Origin of the sequence: Microcystis viridis FACHB-1342 (assembly GCF_014698335.1) — a bacterium.
Taxonomy (GTDB): Bacteria; Cyanobacteriota; Cyanobacteriia; order Cyanobacteriales; family Microcystaceae; genus Microcystis; species Microcystis ichthyoblabe_A.
In genome coordinates, this window is the sequence record NZ_JACJSV010000036.1 from 24,829 (window position 1) to 45,803 (window position 20,975).

A 20,975-nucleotide genomic window follows, 5' to 3' on the forward strand; every position below is an offset into this window, starting at 1 on the left:
CTCTCTAGCTTCAGATTACCCAGAATTTTACCCGATAAATCCATCCACTAGGAATTTTTTTATGGCTAATCAAACTCTTGGACTCGATCGACAATTTTATTCCTATTATCAATCTATCTGTCTGCGAGAATCTCCGATTTTAGCTCAATTACGTCAAGAAACTGCCTCTCAACCCCTGGCAGTCATGCAGATTGCCCCCGAACAAGGTCAGTTTATGGCTTTTTTGGTACAGGCGATCGGGGCGAAAAAAGCCCTAGAAATAGGGGTTTTTACCGGTTATAGTGCGCTAGTGGTAGCCTTAGCTTTACCCCCGCAAGGCAAGCTCATCGCCTGTGATCTGAGGGAAGAATATACCAGTATAGCCCGCCGTTATTGGCAGCAGGCCGGTGTCGCCGATAAAATCGATTTAAGAATTGCCCCGGCCCTGGAGACTTTAGATCAATTAATCGCCGGGGGAGAAAGTAATAGTTTTGATTTTGTCTTTATCGATGCCGATAAAAGTAATTATGATTGCTACTACGAACAGGCGTTGCAATTGGTCAGAAGCGGCGGAATTATCGCTATTGATAATGTTTTTTGGTCAGGACGGGTAGCGACGGCCGATAGCAATGATAATCGCACCAAAATTATCCGTTCCCTTAATGCCAAAATTCAGCAGGATGAACGGGTCAATATCAGTATTATTCCTATTGGTGATGGTTTGACCCTGGCCATGAAAAAGTGAATAAGCTAAGAGGTATTAGAAAAGCTTTTGCTCTTGCGGAAACCACCCAGGACAACGCTACATCCCTTAAGCTCCTTAACGACAGCACTAAGTTATAAGTTATCAGTTCAACGGAGAGGGTGGGATTTGAACCCACGTTAGGTGTGACCCTAAAGCAGATTTCGAGTCTGCCGCATTCAACCACTCTGCCACCTCTCCACAGGGTTTGAGTCTGGATTATTATTTTAACAGATTACTTGTCCTAGGATTGATTTTTTTTTATGAATCAAGCTCCTTTTCTTCCAGTTAACCATCCCCGGCCTAACTTTCTCGACCGGTTAGGGAGTCTCTGGAAATTTTCCCGTCCCCATACGATTATCGGCACTTCTTTAAGTGTTTTAAGTCTGTATTTGATTGCTTTAGGCAATATTAGCGATTTTTTTAGCCATTGGTCGGTTTTATTGCTCACTTGGACTGCTTGTCTTGCGGGTAATGTCTATATTGTCGGTTTAAATCAGTTGGAAGACATCGACATCGATAAAATCAATAAACCCCATCTTCCCCTAGCCAAGGGCGAATTTTCTCGGTTAACAGGCGGGTTGATCGTGGGTTTTAGCGGTATTTTAGCAATCATACTGGCTTTTATCGGTGGTTTTTGGCTGTCAATCACCGTGGGGATTAGTTTACTCATCGGCACTGCCTATTCCTTGCCACCAGTGCGGTTAAAACGCTTTCCCCTCTGGGCAGCCTTCTGTATTTTTACCGTCCGGGGTGTCATCGTTAATTTAGGTCTTTTTCGCCACTACAACACAGTTATTAATCAAAATCAGTCTATCTATCCCTCAGTCTGGGTTTTAACCGCTTTTGTTCTCGTTTTCACCGTTGCGATCGCTATTTTCAAGGATGTTCCTGACCTAGAAGGCGATCGCATTTACCAAATTACCACTTTTACCCTGCTGCTCGGCCCAGAAAAAATCTTAACAATTTCTCTCTTGACAATTTCTCTGTGTTATGCAGGTATGATTGTCGTCGGTCTCTTGGGAATAACGGGAATTAATTCTCCTCTGGCCATTGTCGCCCATCTGCTCCTACTTGTTCTTCTTTGGTGGCGTAGTCGCGGAGTAAATTTAGAAGATAAAAGCGAAATCAGCCGATTCTACCAATTTATTTGGAAATTATTCTTCCTGGAATACCTGATATTTCCCCTTGCTTGTTTAATATGAAAATATCTCCTTTTTTAGCGGCCATTCCCTCACTTTTGCTAGGTGGCACAAGCGCACCTAGTCAAGAAACCATCTCCGAATTCCACCAGGGAATAAGTTGGAGGCACTCCGAGGAGATAGGAAGGGGCAGTACAGCATCCGAATCAACGACCAGTACCGCATCTGTTTCGTTTGGACAGAAAGCGGACCTTCTCAAGTAGAGATAGTGGACTACCATTGAGGTGAAAGATGATCCGAGTACCAACCCATCGCGCCCCCAGCCATCCAGGAGAAGTTCTCCTTTATGATTTTCTGGAACCGATGAACCTGACACAGCGAGAGCTGGCTTTAAGACTTCACGTTCCTTACCAGCGAGTCAACGAGCTAGTCAATGCCCGACGAGGCATTACCCCCAGCACGGCACTCCGTCTGGCAAAGTTCTTCGGCAACTCACCCGATTTCTGGCTGAATCTGCAATTGCGGTGGGATATTTATCAGGTAAAAAAGAAGGAGGACGGGGAAATAGAGAAAATATCTCCTCTAAAGTGTTGTAAAATGACAAATTTTAGTGAATTATAATACAAAAATTCGAGAAATCTACGAATATGCCCGACGAAAATACGGAGAACCAAGAAGCTCAAATGACAATCCCATTGGTTAGAGCTACTGACATTGCTGAATATATTCGTTATCAATCATGCGATCGCCGTTTTAAGTTAAAGTACAAAAATTATGAACTTGCCAAAAAAGATATTCCTTTTTATGAGTTGATTTTTTCAACCTCTTTAGACCCGGTTTTAGAAGCAGAAGGTCGAAAAAGAGAGGATGAATGGGAGAAATCACTTCAGAAAGAAGGATTAGTAGATTTAACCCAAATAGAGCAGAATTCTAAGGAAGACAAATCAACTAATTGGAATGACTTTGTTGAAAAGTTAACAAATTTGTCAGTCGGACAAAAAGCTTATGGACGGGAAATTGGTATCAATGGAAAACTGGGAGAATTTGAGATTAGTGGGCAAATTGATTTTGTAATTGTTTTTTGGGAAAATGAACAACCTAAACTGCGATTAGTTGAGTGTAAAGCGTCTCGAAAAGATAGAACTTATCATCGAGTACAAGTTGCTTTATATAGAATGCTTTTACGTCAACTGATAAACGATAATCCAATCACTATCAATGGAATAAATTTAAAGCCTAAAAATATTGAATGTGTTGTAGTTCGCATTGATGAAAATACTAATAAAAGTCAAGATATTATTAAATCTGAAGCTTTAAACCTAGATACAATAGAAGCTGATATTAATCGTTTAGTAGCTTCTGATGGTGTGCTAAAACGTATTATTGAAACTGATTTAACTGATTTAGATTATCAATTAGACCAAAAATGTAGTGACTGCACATTGAGTGTTCATTGTTTAGCTGAAAGTGCAAGAGAACGCCGTTTAGAATTATTGGGAATAGATTCATCAGTTGTTAAATCATTGAATAAAGTAGGTATTCAAAATCTTGATGATTTAGCCGAGATTGACTTAGCAGGAAATCAAGCTATTCAACTTCAAAAAGATATAAGTTTTACAGAGAATCTAGAACTGCTTAAATTAAAGGCAAACACTCGTCGGCGGACTCTTCCTGGTGGAGACTTAGATCCAAGAACCTATGAAGTGACGGCACTTCCGAGTTATTCAGGTAAGAGTCAACTTCCAGAACATACAATTAATGGAAAACGCCTTATTCGTGTCTATCTTTCTGTTGAGTATGATTATGTAGAAAATAGAATAGGTGCGCTGGCTGCTCATGTTACTAAAAGTGAGGGAAAATTAGACCCAAAATTTGAGCAAAATGCAGATGGTAAATGGCAACCAGATCCTAACATTAAAGAATATTTAGAAGAAGGAATTGATGAAAATAATAAACCTATTTTTAAAGAAAAAGAACTTGAGGGAGAAGATTTAATTAAATTTAAAACTTCAGCATGGACAGGAGATTATAAAGAAGATAATGGTTCTGAAAAAGAGTTAATACAAGGATTTTTATTAGAATTAGTTGGTAAGATTGCCAAGATAGCTAAAACAGAACAAGCACCCATTCATTTTTATGTTTGGTCACGTCAAGAAATGACTCAATTAGTTGAGGGATGTTCTCGCGTTAATTCAGCACTATTGAGTCATTTACGAGAGTTACTAGGATGTCGAGAAAGTTTAGAACAACTTATTTACTCTTGTCTTTCCGATGAAGTAGATCGCCGTTATGCTTTAGGATGGACAGGTAGAGATTTAGCGGTTGTCACTTCTCTTAAGTGGTTTGGAAGACGTTACCATTGGAGACGGGAGATCAATGGAAGGCTTGTTAATTTAGATCAGGCTTTTTCTCAAGATATATTTGACTTTAAAAATAATTTAGAAATAGATGATAATAATCAATGGGCGACATCACAATCTCAAAATGTTCGTAAGCATCAGTTTGAAGTTAGACTAAGATACTTTAATTCTCTAAGTGCAGCTTATTGGCGTGCCTTATGGCGAACACTTCCTGACCCTAATGAGCCAACACTTCCCCCCAAGTTAAAAAGCTCCATTGAACGCTACAATCAAGCACAAAAACCGAATTATTTAAAAGAGTATTTTCGCGCTCGTACTCATGCTATCAGATGGATTGAAGAAGGAATTAGATTTAAGAATCCAGAAATAACAAAAAAATCTTTGACTATTGCTGATTTACCCGTTTTTAGTTTAGATGTGGATGCTGCCCAGGCAGCTATTGATTTTCTTCGTTTGGATCAGCACGTTAAGGTAACAGATTGGATTGCTAATCATTTAATACCACCTATCTACCGTGTTTCTTTAGGGAGAACAATACCTGTAAAAAATGTAAGGTTACAGGGTGATAATAGACTAACAGCAGAAATTAATCTTGATGGATATAATATTACGGCTGAAGTTTTACAAGCTAACTGTACCATTGATGTAGGTTCTTTTGTTAGACTTAGTCCTAGTTCCGAAGATCCACATCAAGGTCAAACAATCAGACAACTTTTTGCTGGTGGAAGTACCTGTGTTGTAGAAAAAATTGACTGGGATACTGAGCAGATAGAGCTTTCTGTTATTCCTGGTAAGTCACAACTCTATCGACTTTACAGTAAATCTCATAACGGCGTAACACAAGTTTTTCAAAACGCGACTTTAGATGAAAGTCCATCGGATTTTATAGCTGGAAGGGTTGATCAAAAATTACAAAATGCTAAAGATAATCACATTTGTAAATGGTTAAATCCGCAAACTCCTCAAATCCCCCCACAAACTCCTATTTCGGAGAATGATTTAGAACAATATTCTAATCTACTTGATACTTTACCGTTATCAAACAATCAAAAACTGGATGAAAAGCAACTTGAAGTAATTATTAAGGGATTGAATACAAGAATTCAACTTTTACAAGGACCACCGGGAACTGGAAAAACAGAAACAACTGCGATCGCTACTTTTCTAAGAATCTTGGCGCGTCGCAATGTTGGCGATATTGTTCTGATTGCGGCTCATACGCATACTGCTGTAGATAATTTACTCTTACGTTTAGATAAATTGTTGCCAACTTTGCAAGAACACGCCAATGATTATCAACTTTCTGTTCCACCAATTAAGTTGAGTAAAGTGCATTCTAAAGAAATTAAGAGAACAGGCGGAAATATCACTGATTTTTCCGCAAAATCTTGCTTTGAAAAAATTAATAATTTACGAGGTAAGAAAACAGCTAAAAAAATAACTATATATAACTGTATAGCAGTTATTGGTGGAACAACGGGCGCAATTTTAAAGATGTTAAATACACTGCAACAGGCAAAAACTTTTCCTCAATATTATCCTCAAGGTTTTAAAACAACTACTTTAATAGTCGATGAAGCAAGTATGATGGTATTTCCTCAATTTCTGGCTTTAGCTACATTAGTTAAAGATGATGGTGAAATTATGTTGGCAGGAGATCACAGACAACTCGCTCCTATTATTACTCATGATTGGGAAAATGAAGATCGTCCTCCTGTTTTACTTTATCAACCCTATGTCAGTGCTTATCAAGCTATTCAAAATCTTAAAGAAAACTCAGATATTGAAATATCTGATGAAGCAATATTACGTTCAGCTTTAGATTATACTCATCGTTTACCCCATGAAATTCGTGAACTTATTGCACGTCTTTATCGCAAAGATAACATTGAATTACAAGGAAAACCAAGAGATGAAAGTATAAAACAAGATGAAATTACGGGAACTTGGGAAAAACTTTTACAGGGAAATGGAGGTCTTTATCTTGTTGTTCATGATGAACGTGAATCAAAACGTAGCAATCAAATTGAAGTGAAAATAATCAAAAAAATTCTTGATGCGGGAGGAGATATTCCTAATGGTTCTACTGCAATTCTTACACCCCATCGCGCTCAAAGATCGCTACTAAAAACCAAATTAGCAAATTATTATGAAAACGCTGTAGATGTAATTGATACAGTCGAGAAAGTGCAGGGTGGTGAGCGTGACAATGTGATCGTTTCTGCAACAGCAAGTAATCCATCAGCAATTGGCAAGACTGTGGAGTTCATTCTTAGTTTAAATCGCTCAAACGTTGCATTTTCAAGAGTTAAAAAGCGTTTAATAGTAGTTTGCTCTAAAACTCTCCTAGACTATATTCCAAAAGAGATTGAACACTATGAAGAAGCAACATTATGGAAAGCTTTACGTTCTGAATGTACCGATACTCTGTTTAATGACAATATTGATAAGCATCAAGTACAGGTTTTGACAAGATCACTAAAAAGCCGAACTAAGGAAGGCGATTAAGGATAACCTTGCTGCCTTGATTGACTACTGGGCGATCGATTGGGATTATGACGGCATAACCTGATTTGATGCTGACTTGTAATTGATAATAACTGAGTAATGCAGTATTAAGAGACAGGCTAAATCCTTAGGAGAGATTTACAAAATTGTAACCAATCTTTTCAAATAGATAAATCGTGCGTCAATCTATTCCCAGCCTGAAACCTTATAAGTCTCTCTCTCCTAAACGTTTTGTGAGAACTATTAACATTAATCAATTTCATTGTAATTTAAGAAAAGATGCTGATTTTTCGCCTATCTCAAGTGCGTAGATTTTTGAGGATTAAAGATGATGGTAGGAGATTCTTAGATTTAGGCAAATTCCCCGAAAACCGCCCCCTTTGTCAGGAAGCATTTATAGAGATTATGATGACTATTTGAGCAATGATTTATGATATAATCAAGACGGCTGACCAAAATAGCACCTAAATTCAGAACTATCTAGAATTACAGCTTTAATTTCCGCCTAACTAAACTATGACTAAATATCATCAAATCACCGTTAACAATCGTCAGACGGGCGAAAAAATTACCACCACCGTTCCTGAGGATAACTATATACTCCACAGTCTGGAAAAACAGGGCTATCAATTACCCTTTTCCTGTCGCAATGGAGCTTGTACCAGCTGCGCGGTCAGGGTATTATCGGGAGATATCCATCAACCAGAAGCGATCGGACTATCGCCGGAATTAAAAGCCAGAGGTTATGCTTTACTTTGTGTCAGTTATGCCCGTGGCGATCTGGAAGTAGCCACCCAGGACGAAGATGAAGTCTATGAACTGCAATTCGGTCGCTTTTTTGCTCGTGGGAAAGTGCGTTTTGGTTTACCCTTAGATGAGGAATAGATTAGGGATTAATCGTGCTAGATACCAGCAGCCAATTAGAAAAATACTTAGACATTGCCAGCGAAGCCGCTCTAGCGGCGGGAACAATTATCCTCGATAATTGGGGTAAAATCGAGACAATAGAAGAAAAAGGGCGATCGGGCGATTTAGTGACGGAAATAGATCGTCGAGCAGAAACAGAAATTCTCAAAATTATTGGCCGTCACTTTCCCAAACACGGGATTTTAGCGGAAGAATCGGGAAAACTGCCAGGGACCGATAGCGACTATCTCTGGGCGATCGATCCTCTCGATGGAACCACCAACTATGCCCACGGTTATCCCGTATCCGTCGTCTCCATCGGACTACTGATCGCAGGGATAGCAGCAGTGGGAGTCATCTATAACCCCTTTAGAAAGGAACTATTTCGGGCAGCCCGGGGTTTGGGGGCCACTCTGAACCGTCGTCCCATCCATGTCTCCCGGACCGGTGAACTAGAAAAAAGTTTACTGGTGACGGGTTTTGCCTACGATCGCTGTCAAACCTCCGATAATAATTATGCCGAATTCTGTTATTTGACCCATCTGACCCAAGGGGTACGCCGCAGCGGTTCCGCTGCCAACGACTTAACCGATGTGGCCTGTGGGCGCTTAGATGGTTATTGGGAACGAGGGATTAATCCCTGGGATCTGGCCGCAGGAGTTATTCTGATCGAAGAAGCTGGGGGTAAAATTAGCGCCTACGATGAGAGTCCTTTTTTGATAGAAACGGGGCGAATCCTGGCTACTAACGGACAGATTCACACCCCCTTAAGCCAAGCTCTGCAAAAAGCGGCTTCTTGGAGCTTTCAGTTTTAATGCGATTATCATTTTGATTAAAGTTAGGATACTCTCTATGACTTTTCCAATTTCCCAGGGATTATTTCAATATGATTTAATCGATCACTTCGCTATTTTAGGAGTCTCGATCGATGCCGAACAGGAGGAGATTCGCCAGCGTTACTTAAAAATCGCCTATAAACTCCATCCTGATACCTGTCGCACTTACACCCCCGATGAAAAAGAACAGGCTCATCAGTTACTTTCAAAATTAGTTAACCCCGCCTACGAACATCTGAGCCACGATCTATCTCGCGAAGAATTTCGCCTTGTTTTAGCACAAATGGGCAAGGCAATGGGGAGAGATTTGAGTAAAATCACCATCAGTAGCGAACCAGCTAGAAAACTAGCCCAATCTAGCGCTAACTACGAATTAGTCTATCAAAAAATCCTGCAATCTTTGGCGATCGATCAATATACCGCTCTGGAAAATACCTATCAAAAAATCGCCCAACTCAGTGAACTCAATCTCGTTTATCTGATCTTAACCGAAGGTAGGGGCAACAGGAAAACCACCCCGAAAGTCTTTATCTCCCAGGGCAATACTAACCAGTCCGAGTTAGTGGTCGCGGCTGTCACCACGGCAGCCCCAGCTAAAGCGAAGGAATCGCCCCTAGAAGCCTATATTCGCCGCGCCCAAGCTTCTCTTGACGAAAATAACCCCGCCCAAGCTTTGCGAGAATTGCGCGATGCCCTGCGGCAAGAACCGGATAATGGCATCTGTCACGCCCTGATCGGTTTAGCCTACCTGCGACAAAATCAACTGTCCATGGCCCGGGTTCATATCAATCGCGCTTGGCAAACCAACCCCAAAGATGCGACGGTGATTAGGAGCAAACGGGAACTAGATAAAGTAATTAATTCTAATACTGAAATGCAAGACCAGAAAGGACAAAAAGAGGAAGGAGAGCGCAAGGGCGGTTTTTGGTCTCGATTTGGTGGTAAAAAGAAATAGGACTGACCAGTGCCACCGATTTTGATTAGCAAACTCCCTTGACATCCTCGCCGCCGTAAAACGGACGGCGATTCCCAAACCTCACGATTTGGGTTTCTGCTTCTTTCCCGAAGGATTTTTCGCACCTGCCTTAACAGATTTACTCTGTTCTGGTCATCAGGTCGCTCTACAGACTGACACCGCAAGCCCTGCGGCCAAAATATTTTTACTGGCGTTAATATCTCGGTCATGGTGAGTCCCACAGCTTGGACAATCCCATTCTCGAACATTTAACGGCATTTTCTCAGCAATATACCCGCAATTACTACACCTTTTAGAACTAGGAAACCATCTATCTATTTCGATGTAGTTTCTCCCATACCAACGGCATTTATAGGCTAATTGTCGGGTGATTTCTCCCCAGCTTACATCAGATATTGCCTGAGATAATTTCGGGTTTTTGACCATATTCTTAACGGCTAAATTCTCAACCACAATCGTTTGGTTTTCACGAACTAATTGAGTGGTTAGCTTATGTAAATGGTCTTTTCTACTATCGGTGATTTGAGCGTGAATCTTGGCTACTTTGATTCTTGCTTTTTCCCGATTTTTTGACCCTTTCTGTTTTCTAGAAAGGCTTTTTTGGGCCTTTCGCAGTCTCCGATAATGCTTTTTAAAATGCTTAGGATTAGATACTTTATCGCCGTCGCTGGTAATTACTAGGCTACTAATTCCTAAGTCAATTCCGATGGCTTTATCTGTTACTGGTAATGGCTTAATCGTTGGGTCATCAAATCTAATTGAAATATGCCAGCGTCCAGAAGGATGTAATCTGACTGTTACTGTGCTTGGTTCACAGCTTTCTGGTATTTGTCTTGACCATCGAATAGGTAAAGGTTCTGTGCATTTGGCTAAATAGATTTGTTTGTCTTTAAATTTAAAAGCAGATTTGGTAAATTCGGCACTTTCTCCTTGATGTTTTTTCTTAAAGTTAGGATACTTAGTACGACCAGCAAAGAAGTTAGTGAAAGCTGTTTGTAAATGTCTTAACCCTTGTTGTAAAGGTACACAGCTTACTTCATTGAGAAAGTTTAATTCTTCTTGTTTTTTCCAATCGGTTAGCATTGAAGAAGTTTGAACATATCCTACTCTTTCTTGTCTTTCGTACCATGCTTGTGTTCGTTCGTGGAGAGCTTTATTGTAAACTAATCTTACACAGCCCAAAGTGCGCCGCAATAGCGACTCTTGTGTTGGTGTGGGGTAAAATCGAAACGAGTAGGCTTTTTCCATGTCTCACATTCTAGCATATATTTTGTAAATGTGCTAATATTTAACAGTAAAGCCGTCGTAGAACGACGGGGTTTCAGACCCAAAATTTTCGATGATTCATCAACCCCCGGCGGGGACAAGGGATTTATTACCCCTAGAAGTTACCCAAAAAGGCTGGATTAATGATCGCCTTCAGTCTGTCTTTCAGCGTTGGGGCTATCAAAGGATCGTCACCTCAACCATTGAATGGCTCGATACCCTCACCGCAGGCGGTACGATCGATCCCAGCACCGTGATCCAACTCCACGGGGATAGTCAAGGACTATCGGGATTACGCCCTGAATTAACCGCTTCCATTGCGCGTAGTGCCGTCACCCGCATGAGTGGGGAGTCCTATCCCCAACGTCTCTGTTATCGGGCCAACGTTTTTCGTCGCCCTAGCGCCGGTTATCACGGTCGTCAAGTGGAATTCTATCAAGCAGGGGTAGAACTGCTCTTTTCTGGCGGTTTACTAGCTGATGCCGAGATTTTACTGCTCCTGGCTGACTGTTTCGATAGTTTGGCCGTCCCTAACTGGCAGATTATTTTAGGAGAAGCGGGTTTGACTCGTTCCCTACTTTCCCCTTTTCCCGGTCCCTTACGCGAACAGGTGAAACGCTGTTTAGCCCTCCTGGACTATGTTAGCCTCGAAAATCTTCCCTATCCCAACGAAACCCTCCGGCAGCAAGCCCGAAAATTATTTCACCTGCGCGGTAATCCTCACGATGTCCTCGCACAAGTGGCCCTATTAGCCCAGGAAGAATCAGCCCAAAAAGCCGTTAATAACCTTAAATCCCTAGTAGAGCTGCTTAATGCCGATCGCTCTAGTCCTTTCCCCCTAATTCTCGATTTAAGTCTGATTCAAACCTTTGATTACTACACCGGCATCGTTTTTAAAGCGGTTAGTGATCACCAGCAAAATCTCAGTATTTTAGGCCAGGGCGGACGCTATGATCAATTATTGGGCGTTTTTCATCCCCAGGGCCAATCGGCTCCGGGTATCGGTTTTTCCCTAAATATCGAAGAACTGCACGAAAGTCTATTATCAGGGCAGACTTTACCCACCCAAGCTCCCCCCCTCGACTGGTTGCTTATCCCTTTGGGTAATAACGCCCAGATAGCGACTTTTAGTAAAGCTCGCTCCCTTCGCACCAGTGATCCGAATCTGAGGGTGGCGATCGATTTAGGTGGTCGCAGCGAGGCACAAATTCGCACCTATGCCCGCGATCGAATGATTAAAAATCTCGCCTGGGTGCAAGAAGATGGTTCCGTGATCGAAGAATCTCTCTAAAAGGGGGCAAAAGCGGCGAAAATACTACCTTCTGCCCGCTGCTGTAGGACTCTATCTAGGGTTTGCGGCAAGAAGTACGGGCGAAGCATTCGGGCAATAACCTATCGGTGAAACCGTAGATTTTTTATCCGAATGCTTCGCCCCTACAGGACGGGGGCCGATGAAAACGCAAGGTTTTGAAGCACGATTCCCTCAAAATCTTGCACCTGTTTCGCGAGAATAGACCTCGTTCCCAAACATAAACCAGAAGAGCCGTTCAAAAAACTTTATCAATAATATTGATTGGTTTGTTTATAATAACCCCCATTAATACCCACTGAAACCATAATAAATCATAAGCAAAAATCAATGTTAATAATCGATTCTAATCTATACCAGAGGTGAACTTGGGTTGGGTTAAAGCATGAAACCCAACGCTGACGGCGATGATTGAGCCGCTTCTTGGCATGGTAACGACTAGGGCTGTCCCAAGTGCGGGAAACGGCGATTTTAAAATTTTCACCCTTTATTCAGGAAAAAATCATGTCAACTCCTTTTTTAGTTAAGGATATACGCCCCGGTGGCTATAGCTCCGACCCCGGCCTTCTGACGGCAGTGGGCAACACCCTGTACTTCCGGGCAAATGACGGCGTGAACGGTTATGAATTGTGGAAAAGCGACGGCACGGCGACCAGTACGGTTCTGGTCAAGAACATCGGCCCCGGTTCCTATAGCTCCTACCCCCGCTATCTGACGGCGCTGGGCAACACCCTTTACTTCCGGGCTAATAACAGCGTTAACGGTCAAGAATTATGGAAAAGTGACGGCACGGCGGCGGGCACGGTTTTGGTCAAGGATATCTACCCTGGTTTCTCCGGCTCTCACCCCCGCAATCTGACGGTGATGGGCAATACCCTGTTCTTCGCTGCCTATGACGACGTTAACGGTGGGGAATTGTGGAAAAGCGACGGCACGGCGGACGGTACGGTTTTGGTCAAAGATATCCTCCCCGGTTCCTCTTGGTCTTACCCCCGCCATCTAACGACAGTGGGCAGCACCCTGTTCTTCACTGCTTTTGACGGCGTTAACGGTATGTTTGGATTGTGGAAAAGCGACGGCACAGCAGCTGGTACGGTTCTGGTCAAAAATACCCGCCCTGGTTTCTCTTTCCCTCTGACCTCTCCCCACAGTCTAACGGCGGTGGGCAACACCCTGTTCTTCAATGCCTATGACGACGTTAACGGTGGGGAATTGTGGAAGAGCGACGGCACGGCGGACGGTACGGTTTTGGTCAAAGATATCCTCCCCGGTGCCTCTTGGTCTTACCCCCTTTCTCTAACTGCTGTGGGCAACATCCTATTCTTCACTGTCGATGACGGCGTTAACGGTCAAGAATTATGGAAAAGCGACGGCACGGCAGCTGGTACGGTTCTGGTCAAGAACATCGGCCCTGGTTCCTATAGCTCCTACCCCCGCTATCTGACGGCGGTGGGCAGTACCCTGTTCTTCAGTGCCCGTGGGGTAGGAGACGGCCATGAATTGTGGAAAAGCGACGGCACGGCGGCCGGTACAGTTCTGGTCAAAGATATCCGCCCCGGAGGTGGTAGCTACCCCCGCAATCTGACGGCGGTGGGCAACACCCTGTATTTCGCTGCCTATGACGACGTTAACGGTGGGGGATTATGGAAAAGCGATGGCACGGCGGCGGGTACAGTTCTGGTGGCCGACATCTCCCCCGGTGCCTCTAGCTCCTACCCCAACAATATGACGGTAGTGGGCAACACCCTGTTCTTCACTGCCGATAACGGCGTTAACGGTGAGGAATTGTGGGCCTTAAATGTGGGTGGTCCCACAGTTCCCACCCTCGCCATTGCCGCCACCAATGCCAATCAAACCGAGGGCAACAGTGGCAGTAAAGCCTTTACTTTCACCGTCACTCGTGGGGATAACACCACGGGAAGCAATAACGTTGACTGGGCAGTTACCGGCAGCGGCAGCAATCCTGCCAATGCCACTGATTTTGCTGGGGGATTGTTACCCAGTGGGGTAGTGAGTTTTGCCCCGGGAGAAAGCAGTAAGGTGATTACTGTTGACGTTCAGGGAGATACAACAGTAGAACTGAACGAAAACTTTACCGTCACCCTCTCCAATGCCACCAACGGCGCTACCATTACCACCGCTACTGCCACCGGAACCATCAATAATGATGACTTTATCGGTACTTCTGGTCCGGACACCCTTGTGGGAACCTCTGGAGCAGATGCCATGACTGGATTAGCCGGAAACGATACTTATACGGTAAATAACGCCGGGGATTTGGTCATTGAAGCTCTCAACCAGGGAACCGATACCGTGCAAGCTTCCCTTTCCTATACCCTTCCTAACAATGTGGAAAATCTCCTCCTCACTGGTAGTGGTAATCTTAATGGCACGGGTAATGGCTTAAATAACCAGATTACAGGGAATAGTGGCAATAATAACCTCAATGGTGCTGCTGGTAACGATAGCCTCAATGGTGCTGCTGGTAACGATACCCTCAATGGTGCTGCTGGACGCGATACTTTAACCGGTGGGACAGGGACAGACATCTTCATCTTCCAGTTTGGTCAGTCCACTGCCGCAGCCCTAGACCGAGTTACGGATTTTGCTATCGGTACTGATAAGATTGACCTGCTTAGTCAAGCTGGTGGGGCCATTAATGCCCCGGTCGCTTTTACCCGGGCAACAGATAGCACCACGACTAATATTGACACTATTGTTACTAACGTCTTTACCGATGCTAATGGCGCAACAGCCGGAAATCAAGCTCTCGGAACTAACAGTGCTGCTTTAGTGCGGGTTGCTAATGCTACTACCACTTACCTAATTATCAACGACGGTACAGCAGGTTTCCAAAGTGCTAATGATTTGGTGATTAATCTGACTGGGTTAACGGGTGCTTTCCCGGCGCTCGGCCCTATTGCAGTCAATAGTTTCTTTGTCTAGATTGATGGGGTAATTCTCCCCTTTTAATGCCCCCGTTCAAGTAATTTTGATACAAAAAAAGTTAAGAGGCTCTTCTCGACTTTGTGTTATAATTTTTGCTGATGAAACCGTGAAATACCTATCAAGCAAGACTTTTAGGGCTATTTTAACGTTCGGCGATGCTCAGTCGAGCCGCAGAAGAAACTAGAAAATATCAGTATAGACCTCGTTTCCACACATAAACCAGAAGAACCCAAATACTGATGGGCAGTCAGGAGTTTAAACTTGTGGAGAGACTGTAAGACTCCTTGGGATTCGTCTCAAAAAGCAGGTTTCTGTGAAGCAAGAATCTCCCATCACACAGCTTGGCATTGTGATGGCGAGAGTGTCAAAATTGTGTTCAATTACTCGTCATCCCAGTCATGCCTTCCAGCGGTCAAGTGAAATCGATTTTTTTTCTGATCCTCTTTCTCCTCAGTATTCTAGGGGGTATTCTACTGGCTTCGCTACTTCAACAACCAGCGATCGCCCAATCTCCCTCCTCGGATACATTGCTAAATCGTTATCAAATTGGAGAGCAAACCTATCTAGAAAATTGTGCCACCTGCCATATTGCCATTCCTCCCAGCATCCTACCGAGTCAAACTTGGAAAAAAATCCTAGAAAATCCTAATTCTCACTATGGTATCCGTTTAAAACCAATTGTCGGCATTACTCAGCGTCTTATCTGGGATTATCTCAGTTATTCTTCCCGCCCTCTTAGGGAGACTACTTTTGTTCCCCTCCTAATTGAACAGTCCAGTTATTTAAAGGTTTTGCACCCTAGGGTCAATTTACCCACTCCTCTCGGTCACACCACCTGTGTCACCTGTCATCCCAACGCTTCCCGCTACGATTATCAAACCCTTACCCCCATCTGGGATGATGCAGCCTAATCAGTTATCAGTTATCAGTTATCAGTTATCAGTTTTCAGTTTTCAGTTTTCAGTTTTCAGTTTTCAGATGTGAGTTTTTAGTTCACTGATTACTGTTTACTGATCACTGAGAGGGGGTGCAGTGAGGGTGATTTCGCCGATTTGGTCAGCTTTACCCATTAATTGGGCAGGGTTGTCGTTAAGAGAGATTTTAACAGCACCAGCATTGCCCGATCGAATATTTAAACTCTTTTGGGCTGTCCAAGTTCGTTTGGTCCCGGGTTGGAGATTGCCTTCGTGGACTTTTTTGCCATCGGCAATTACCCTTACCCAAGTGGCCTGTTCAATAGTTACTTCGGCTGAGAGGGGAACTTTTGGCGGAGGAGAAGGGGAAGGAGAGGCTACCAGCGCAGGAGGGACTACCGGTGCGAGGGAACCCACGGGGGAAGGAGAGGGAGTAACGGCAGGGGGATTAGAGAGAGGGGGACGGAGGAAAAGATAGCCAATACCACAAAATATGCCCGCCAGTAAGCCTAACCAGAGATATATCCCGAAAAAGGTCGATTTAGCTGGTTGGGGGCTAGTTTCTGGGGCCGAGTTTTCTGGTTTCACTCGTTCCGCTTTTGGGGCAGCCGGTTCAGCCTTGGGGATGGGGGTAGCTTTTGTGGGCAGTGTTTTCGGGATAGTTACCTCTTGAGCTAATTGTTCCGCACTAGGAGACAAGCGATCGGCTAAAGCTTTACCATCAATTTTTAGGGCATCACCGTAGCGTTTAATAAATCCCTTGACATAAATTAATTCTGGTAATTTCTCCCAATTCCCCGTTTCCAACGCTTCTAGCATTGGCAATCTAATCATCGTCACGGCGGCGATATCGTCTATGCTCAGGCAGCTTTCTTCTCGTTTTTGACGTAAATAAGTCCCGATTTCCTTGATTTGTTCGGCTTGTAGGGGACTGAGTTGACTCATAATTCCAGTCATAATCTATACCAACTTAGATGATAATCTCGATTTTGTTATTTTGGGATAATCTGTTCTCTAGAAGTTCCCTTTACTTTGTCGTCATTACCAGCGAAAAGGTTGCAAAAACCAGCAAAAATCGGCAATACTTGCCAAAGTTAAGTTTTTTATTTCACGGTGACTGCACTGGCTGGTCAGTACATACATTTGTTCTTAATGCTTGTTTTTCTCCAACTCTCATCTGATCGCTAATTATGACCTTTATTCCCCATCCCGACACCGCCCCCCTTAATCTTACCTGTGCCGTAGTCACGGTGAGTGATACTCGTACCCCAGAGACGGATAGAAGTGGCCAAATAATTCAAGAGTTACTAACTCGATCGGGTCATGATATCGGCCTATACTTAATTATCCCCGATGAACCCTTACAAATTCAAGCAATTTTACCAGAGATTAGCAATCAAAATCAGATAAAAGTCTTAATTCTTAATGGGGGGACGGGTATTGCTCCCAGAGACACCACCTACGATGCTTTAGTACCTTTATTAAGGATTACTTTGCCCGGTTTTGGCGAATTATTTCGTTATCTTAGCTATCAGGAAATCGGCTCCCGTGCCATGGCATCGAGGGCAATAGCTGGGGTTTATCAAAACCTATTGGTCTTTTCTCTCCCTGGTTCCACTAATGCCGTTAAATTAGCCCTAGAAAAACTGATTCTTCCTGAAATTTTACATCTGGTTAAACAGATGAATGGATAATTTATTGAGATTTTATCTTGTCTGAAATTTCTTGAAAAGATACATCCCAAAAATAGCTGGCCAGATTCACTGCGCTTAACAGTTTAGGAATTCCTTCACTTAGACTAGCAAAACCTTGATTGTTAATCTGGAGAAGATCGATAGTAATCGCAAAAGTTAAAAGTGCTAAAGCAATGATTAAAATTTGGTAATAAGTTTGTCCTATTCGCCGCCAAAATGCTAACCCATAAATCAGAATTGCGAGGGCATAAACAGAGATAGTTAAGAATTTGGGAATATTAAAATAGAGGAGAATGATATGAATTCTGAAGATTTCATTGATGGCAAAAAGCCCCGTTACTATACCAGAAAAAAGTAAAAAATTGTCAGAATTATTGAAACTTGTCTTGCGGGACAATAAAGCATAACTAAAAAGGCAAACAATCGGAGGTAAACAACAAAGAAACTGAAAAGAATGGGTTAATAAACCAGCGATCGGAGTTGGGGGAGTAGCGGGAGGATAAAACAAAAGACTAGAGGGTAATTCTGCCCGATCAACCCCAGCAATCAAAGCTAAAATCAAGAGGAGAACGACAAGATTTATTTTCAGAAAATGCTGTTTTCGTGAGGACATAAGTATAACAGTTGATAATTGTGCCTATTAATCACGGTATAATTCACAAAGTGCCGCTTTCTACCCGCTCAATCTAAATAACGAAGCGCCAAGCATTTCCCTGATTGTGTTAAGGACAATTTTCTCGGTTTTCTATGCTCGATCAAAAAGAACTTTTGTGTTTATTACAATTGGCTAGTCCCATTTTACCTGTGGGGGCTTATAGTTATTCTGAAGGGCTAGAAACCCTCGTCGAAAAGGGGATTATCTCCAATAGTGCCAGCTTAAATGATTGGTTACAGCGATCGCTTTGTCAAGGCTCGATTCGCTTAGAAGCGGCTGTTTTGCTAAGGGTATATCGTTGTTTTTGTCAAGAAGATTTTACAAAACTTAATTATTGGGACAATTGGTTATCGGCAACGCGGGAAACGGCCGAATTAAGACAACAAAGCTGGCAAATGGGGCGATCGCTGTTAAACCTATTGCGGGAGTTAGCACCAGACAGAGATAATCTACCGGAACAGGCTAATTATGCCACCGCCTTTGCGATCGGGGCAAGTCATTGGCAAATTGGGGAAGAATTAGCGGTTTTAGGCTATTTACACAGTTGGGCAAGTAATTTAATCAATGCAGGACTGCGTTTAATTCCCCTTGGACAAACCCTAGGACAAGCGCTTCTGATCGGTTTACAGCCCAGTTTATTAACAGCAACAGCAGATATTATCAGTTTAGCCGATGAAAACCTGACCAGTTGGAGTTGGGGGCTAAGTTTTGCCAGTATGAACCACGAAACCCAGTATAGTCGTCTATTTCGCAGTTAGCAATTTAGGGAGAAAAGCAGGAGAATGACTTAAAAACCAAATAAGGTATAGTATGATTGAAAAAAATCTTAAGTCCTAGTTCTCGCTTTCTGAGTGACGGAGGGTTTTAAGGAAAGATGCGAACACTTTACCTAGCCACAGTGTACCAATGTTTAGTCAATCAGAAAAAATTCCCGTTTCGGTGTTAATTCCCGCCAAAGACGAGGAATCTAACCTTCCCGCTTGTTTAGAGAGTGTTGCTAGGGCTGATGAAGTGTTTGTCGTCGATTCCCAAAGTATCGATCGCTCGATCGAAATATCTACCAACTATGGGGCTAATGTAGTCCAATTTTATTTTAATGGTCGTTGGCCGAAAAAGAAAAACTGGTCCCTTGATAACCTGCCTTTTCGCAACGAATGGGTATTAATCGTCGATTGTGATGAGAGAATCACCCCCGAACTATGGGACGAAATCGCCACCGTGATCCAAGATTCCAACTATAACGGTTATTATCTCAATCGTCGCGTTTTCTTCCTCGGACAATGGATTCGTTATGGTGGCAAGTATCCCGACTGGAATCTGCGTTTATTTAAACATAAGTCGGGTAGATATGAGAATTTAAACACGGAAGATATACCCAACACGGGAGATAACGAAGTTCACGAACACGTTATCCTTAATGGCAAGGTGGGCTATCTAAAAAATGATATGCTGCACATCGATTTCCGCGATATCTATCATTGGTTAGAAAGACATAATCGTTATTCCAACTGGGAGGCCCGGGTTTATTACAATATTCTCACGGGTAATGACGAAAGTGGCACGATCGGAGCGCACCTGTTCGGTGACGCGGTGCAGAGAAAACGTTTTTTAAAGAAAATTTGGGTAAAACTGCCCTTTAAACCGCTGCTCCGCTTTATTCTCTTTTATGTTATCCGTCTCGGTTTCTTGGATGGCAAAGCTGGTTATATCTACGGTCGTCTTTTGAGTCAGTATGAATACCAAATTGGGGTTAAATTGTACGAATTACGGAGATTTGGCGGTAAATTAAACGTTAATACCCATGTTAATCCCCCGATTAAACCCTCGGAACCTCAACCGGTAGAAATGATTAAATAAGTCCTATGTCCCCAGAAATCCGCACCGATGAGGAAGCATGGCTAGATCTGCGTACCTACGATCAATCTTGGTTTGATCGCGGTCGTTCTAATCCAATTATCCTACTTTGGTGGTTAGTACAGGGAATTCTTTTTCCCCTCAGTTTGCACCAGATGGATAGCTTTCGCTGCGCTATTTTGCGGCTATTTGGGGCTAAAATCGGCCTTGGGGTGAAAATTCGCCCGACGGTAAGGGTGACTTATCCCTGGAAAGTGGCGATCGGTGATTATACTTGGATCGGCGATGATGTGGTGATTTATAGTTTAGATAACGTTACCATCGGCAGTCATTGTGTGATTTCTCAAAAATGCTATCTTTGCACTGGCAGTCACGATCCCGGCGATCGCTCTTTTGGCTTAAAAACCACTCCCATCCTCATCGGTAATGGTACATGGATCGCAGCCGATTGTTTTTTGGCTCCGGGGGTAAAAATTGGCTCTAATGTTGTTATTGGGGCAAGAAGCAGCGTATTTGCCGATATTCCCGCTCAAAAGGTCGCTTGGGGTAGTCCCTGTCGTCCTCAATACGATAGAAAGATGAATTCTTATAGTAGTTAAGCTAAGAGGCATTTTTGGCGGTCTTCCGCTCGCTTTTGTCCCACTGTTTCCCACGGGACATATTAAGCTGTTCGTAATTTAATTAGCATTTTTATCGATTTTTGTCAAGATATATTTGACACAATTTATTAGAAAAAGGGTTTATAATTAAAGAGGGCGAATGCAATTCGCCCCTACAATAATAATATTATTATTGTGCCAATGGTAGGGGCGCATCGCGTGCGCCCAGAATGTCCTAAGTAGGTAGGCACAATTATTTGGGCGAATGCAATTCGCCCCTACAATA

The 20,975-nt window shown here is 43.1% G+C and carries 16 protein-coding genes, 1 tRNA gene and 2 pseudogenes; 15 read left to right on the forward strand and 4 right to left on the reverse strand.

Annotated elements, in window-relative coordinates:
• Positions 1-61 precede the first annotated feature (61 nt).
• Positions 62-724 carry a class I SAM-dependent methyltransferase gene (locus tag H6G40_RS13140; protein ID WP_002735180.1) on the forward strand — a complete coding sequence of 221 codons (663 nt, stop codon included), beginning with the start codon at positions 62-64 and terminating at the stop codon, positions 722-724.
• Positions 725-835: 111 nt separating this feature from the next.
• Here H6G40_RS13140 and H6G40_RS13145 read toward each other — a convergent pair.
• Positions 836-922: transfer RNA gene (locus H6G40_RS13145), tRNA-Ser, on the reverse strand.
• Positions 923-984: 62 nt separating this feature from the next.
• Between H6G40_RS13145 and H6G40_RS13150 the strand changes: the two genes are divergently transcribed.
• The 7 genes and pseudogenes from H6G40_RS13150 to H6G40_RS13180 all read left to right on the forward strand — a co-directional run bounded on the left by H6G40_RS13150 (position 985) and on the right by H6G40_RS13180 (position 9,428).
• On the forward strand, positions 985-1,926 hold the full coding sequence (locus H6G40_RS13150; protein ID WP_069474128.1) for a homogentisate phytyltransferase: 942 nt from the start codon (positions 985-987) through the stop codon (positions 1,924-1,926).
• Between the two features lie 73 nt (positions 1,927-1,999).
• A pseudogene (locus tag H6G40_RS13155) lies at positions 2,000-2,146 on the forward strand (type II toxin-antitoxin system RelE/ParE family toxin); the annotation flags it as partial.
• A gap of 8 nt (positions 2,147-2,154) precedes the next feature.
• Complete coding sequence (locus H6G40_RS13160; RefSeq protein WP_002735448.1) at positions 2,155-2,484, forward strand: HigA family addiction module antitoxin; 330 nt, start codon at positions 2,155-2,157, stop codon at positions 2,482-2,484.
• Positions 2,485-2,510: 26 nt separating this feature from the next.
• The gene (locus H6G40_RS13165; protein WP_199309415.1) at positions 2,511-6,731 is read left to right on the forward strand and encodes an AAA domain-containing protein; all 4,221 of its coding nucleotides are present in this window, start codon (positions 2,511-2,513) and stop codon (positions 6,729-6,731) included.
• 516 nt (positions 6,732-7,247) lie between these two features.
• Positions 7,248-7,616 carry a 2Fe-2S iron-sulfur cluster-binding protein gene (locus tag H6G40_RS13170; RefSeq protein ID WP_002737677.1) on the forward strand — a complete coding sequence of 123 codons (369 nt, stop codon included), beginning with the start codon at positions 7,248-7,250 and terminating at the stop codon, positions 7,614-7,616.
• A gap of 14 nt (positions 7,617-7,630) precedes the next feature.
• Complete coding sequence (locus tag H6G40_RS13175; protein WP_190537777.1) at positions 7,631-8,452, forward strand: inositol monophosphatase; 822 nt, start codon at positions 7,631-7,633, stop codon at positions 8,450-8,452.
• Positions 8,453-8,489: 37 nt separating this feature from the next.
• Positions 8,490-9,428 (forward strand): J domain-containing protein, encoded by a 939-nt coding sequence (locus H6G40_RS13180; protein ID WP_190537778.1) that lies wholly within the window; start codon positions 8,490-8,492, stop codon positions 9,426-9,428.
• A gap of 81 nt (positions 9,429-9,509) precedes the next feature.
• Here H6G40_RS13180 and H6G40_RS13185 read toward each other — a convergent pair.
• Positions 9,510-10,697: pseudogene (locus tag H6G40_RS13185) on the reverse strand (RNA-guided endonuclease InsQ/TnpB family protein).
• Positions 10,698-10,788: 91 nt separating this feature from the next.
• Between H6G40_RS13185 and H6G40_RS13190 the strand changes: the two are divergent.
• The 3 genes from H6G40_RS13190 to H6G40_RS13200 all read left to right on the forward strand — a co-directional run bounded on the left by H6G40_RS13190 (position 10,789) and on the right by H6G40_RS13200 (position 15,884).
• Entirely contained in the window at positions 10,789-12,006 is a 1,218-nt protein-coding gene (locus tag H6G40_RS13190) for an ATP phosphoribosyltransferase regulatory subunit (RefSeq protein ID WP_069474132.1), read from the forward strand.
• A 522-nt stretch (positions 12,007-12,528) separates the two neighbouring features.
• Positions 12,529-14,970 carry an ELWxxDGT repeat protein gene (locus tag H6G40_RS13195; protein ID WP_069474146.1) on the forward strand — a complete coding sequence of 814 codons (2,442 nt, stop codon included), beginning with the start codon at positions 12,529-12,531 and terminating at the stop codon, positions 14,968-14,970.
• Positions 14,971-15,371: 401 nt separating this feature from the next.
• Complete coding sequence (locus H6G40_RS13200; RefSeq protein WP_002752828.1) at positions 15,372-15,884, forward strand: hypothetical protein; 513 nt, start codon at positions 15,372-15,374, stop codon at positions 15,882-15,884.
• Between the two features lie 96 nt (positions 15,885-15,980).
• Here the strand turns inward: H6G40_RS13200 and H6G40_RS13205 are convergent, their stop codons facing one another.
• Positions 15,981-16,844, reverse strand: coding sequence for a helix-turn-helix domain-containing protein (locus H6G40_RS13205; protein ID WP_069474133.1), 864 nt, complete (start codon positions 16,842-16,844; stop codon positions 15,981-15,983).
• Positions 16,845-17,077: 233 nt separating this feature from the next.
• Between H6G40_RS13205 and H6G40_RS13210 the strand changes: the two genes are divergently transcribed.
• Positions 17,078-17,581: a MogA/MoaB family molybdenum cofactor biosynthesis protein gene (locus H6G40_RS13210; protein ID WP_190537793.1), complete on the forward strand. Its 504-nt coding sequence runs from the start codon at positions 17,078-17,080 to the stop codon at positions 17,579-17,581.
• Between the two features lies 1 nt (position 17,582).
• On the opposite strand, the gene H6G40_RS13215 is transcribed toward H6G40_RS13210, so the two are convergent.
• Positions 17,583-18,194 (reverse strand): hypothetical protein, encoded by a 612-nt coding sequence (locus H6G40_RS13215; RefSeq protein ID WP_190537804.1) that lies wholly within the window; start codon positions 18,192-18,194, stop codon positions 17,583-17,585.
• Positions 18,195-18,328: 134 nt separating this feature from the next.
• On the opposite strand from H6G40_RS13215, the gene H6G40_RS13220 reads away from it, so the two are divergent.
• The 3 genes from H6G40_RS13220 to hpsU all read left to right on the forward strand — a co-directional run bounded on the left by H6G40_RS13220 (position 18,329) and on the right by hpsU (position 20,689).
• Positions 18,329-18,994: an urease accessory protein UreF gene (locus H6G40_RS13220; RefSeq protein ID WP_069474136.1), complete on the forward strand. Its 666-nt coding sequence runs from the start codon at positions 18,329-18,331 to the stop codon at positions 18,992-18,994.
• A gap of 148 nt (positions 18,995-19,142) precedes the next feature.
• The gene (locus tag H6G40_RS13225; RefSeq protein WP_002752838.1) at positions 19,143-20,093 is read left to right on the forward strand and encodes a glycosyltransferase family 2 protein; all 951 of its coding nucleotides are present in this window, start codon (positions 19,143-19,145) and stop codon (positions 20,091-20,093) included.
• Between the two features lie 5 nt (positions 20,094-20,098).
• The gene (gene hpsU, locus H6G40_RS13230) at positions 20,099-20,689 is read left to right on the forward strand and encodes a hormogonium polysaccharide biosynthesis acetyltransferase HpsU (protein ID WP_002736876.1); all 591 of its coding nucleotides are present in this window, start codon (positions 20,099-20,101) and stop codon (positions 20,687-20,689) included.
• The last annotated feature ends 286 nt before the right edge of the window (positions 20,690-20,975 follow it).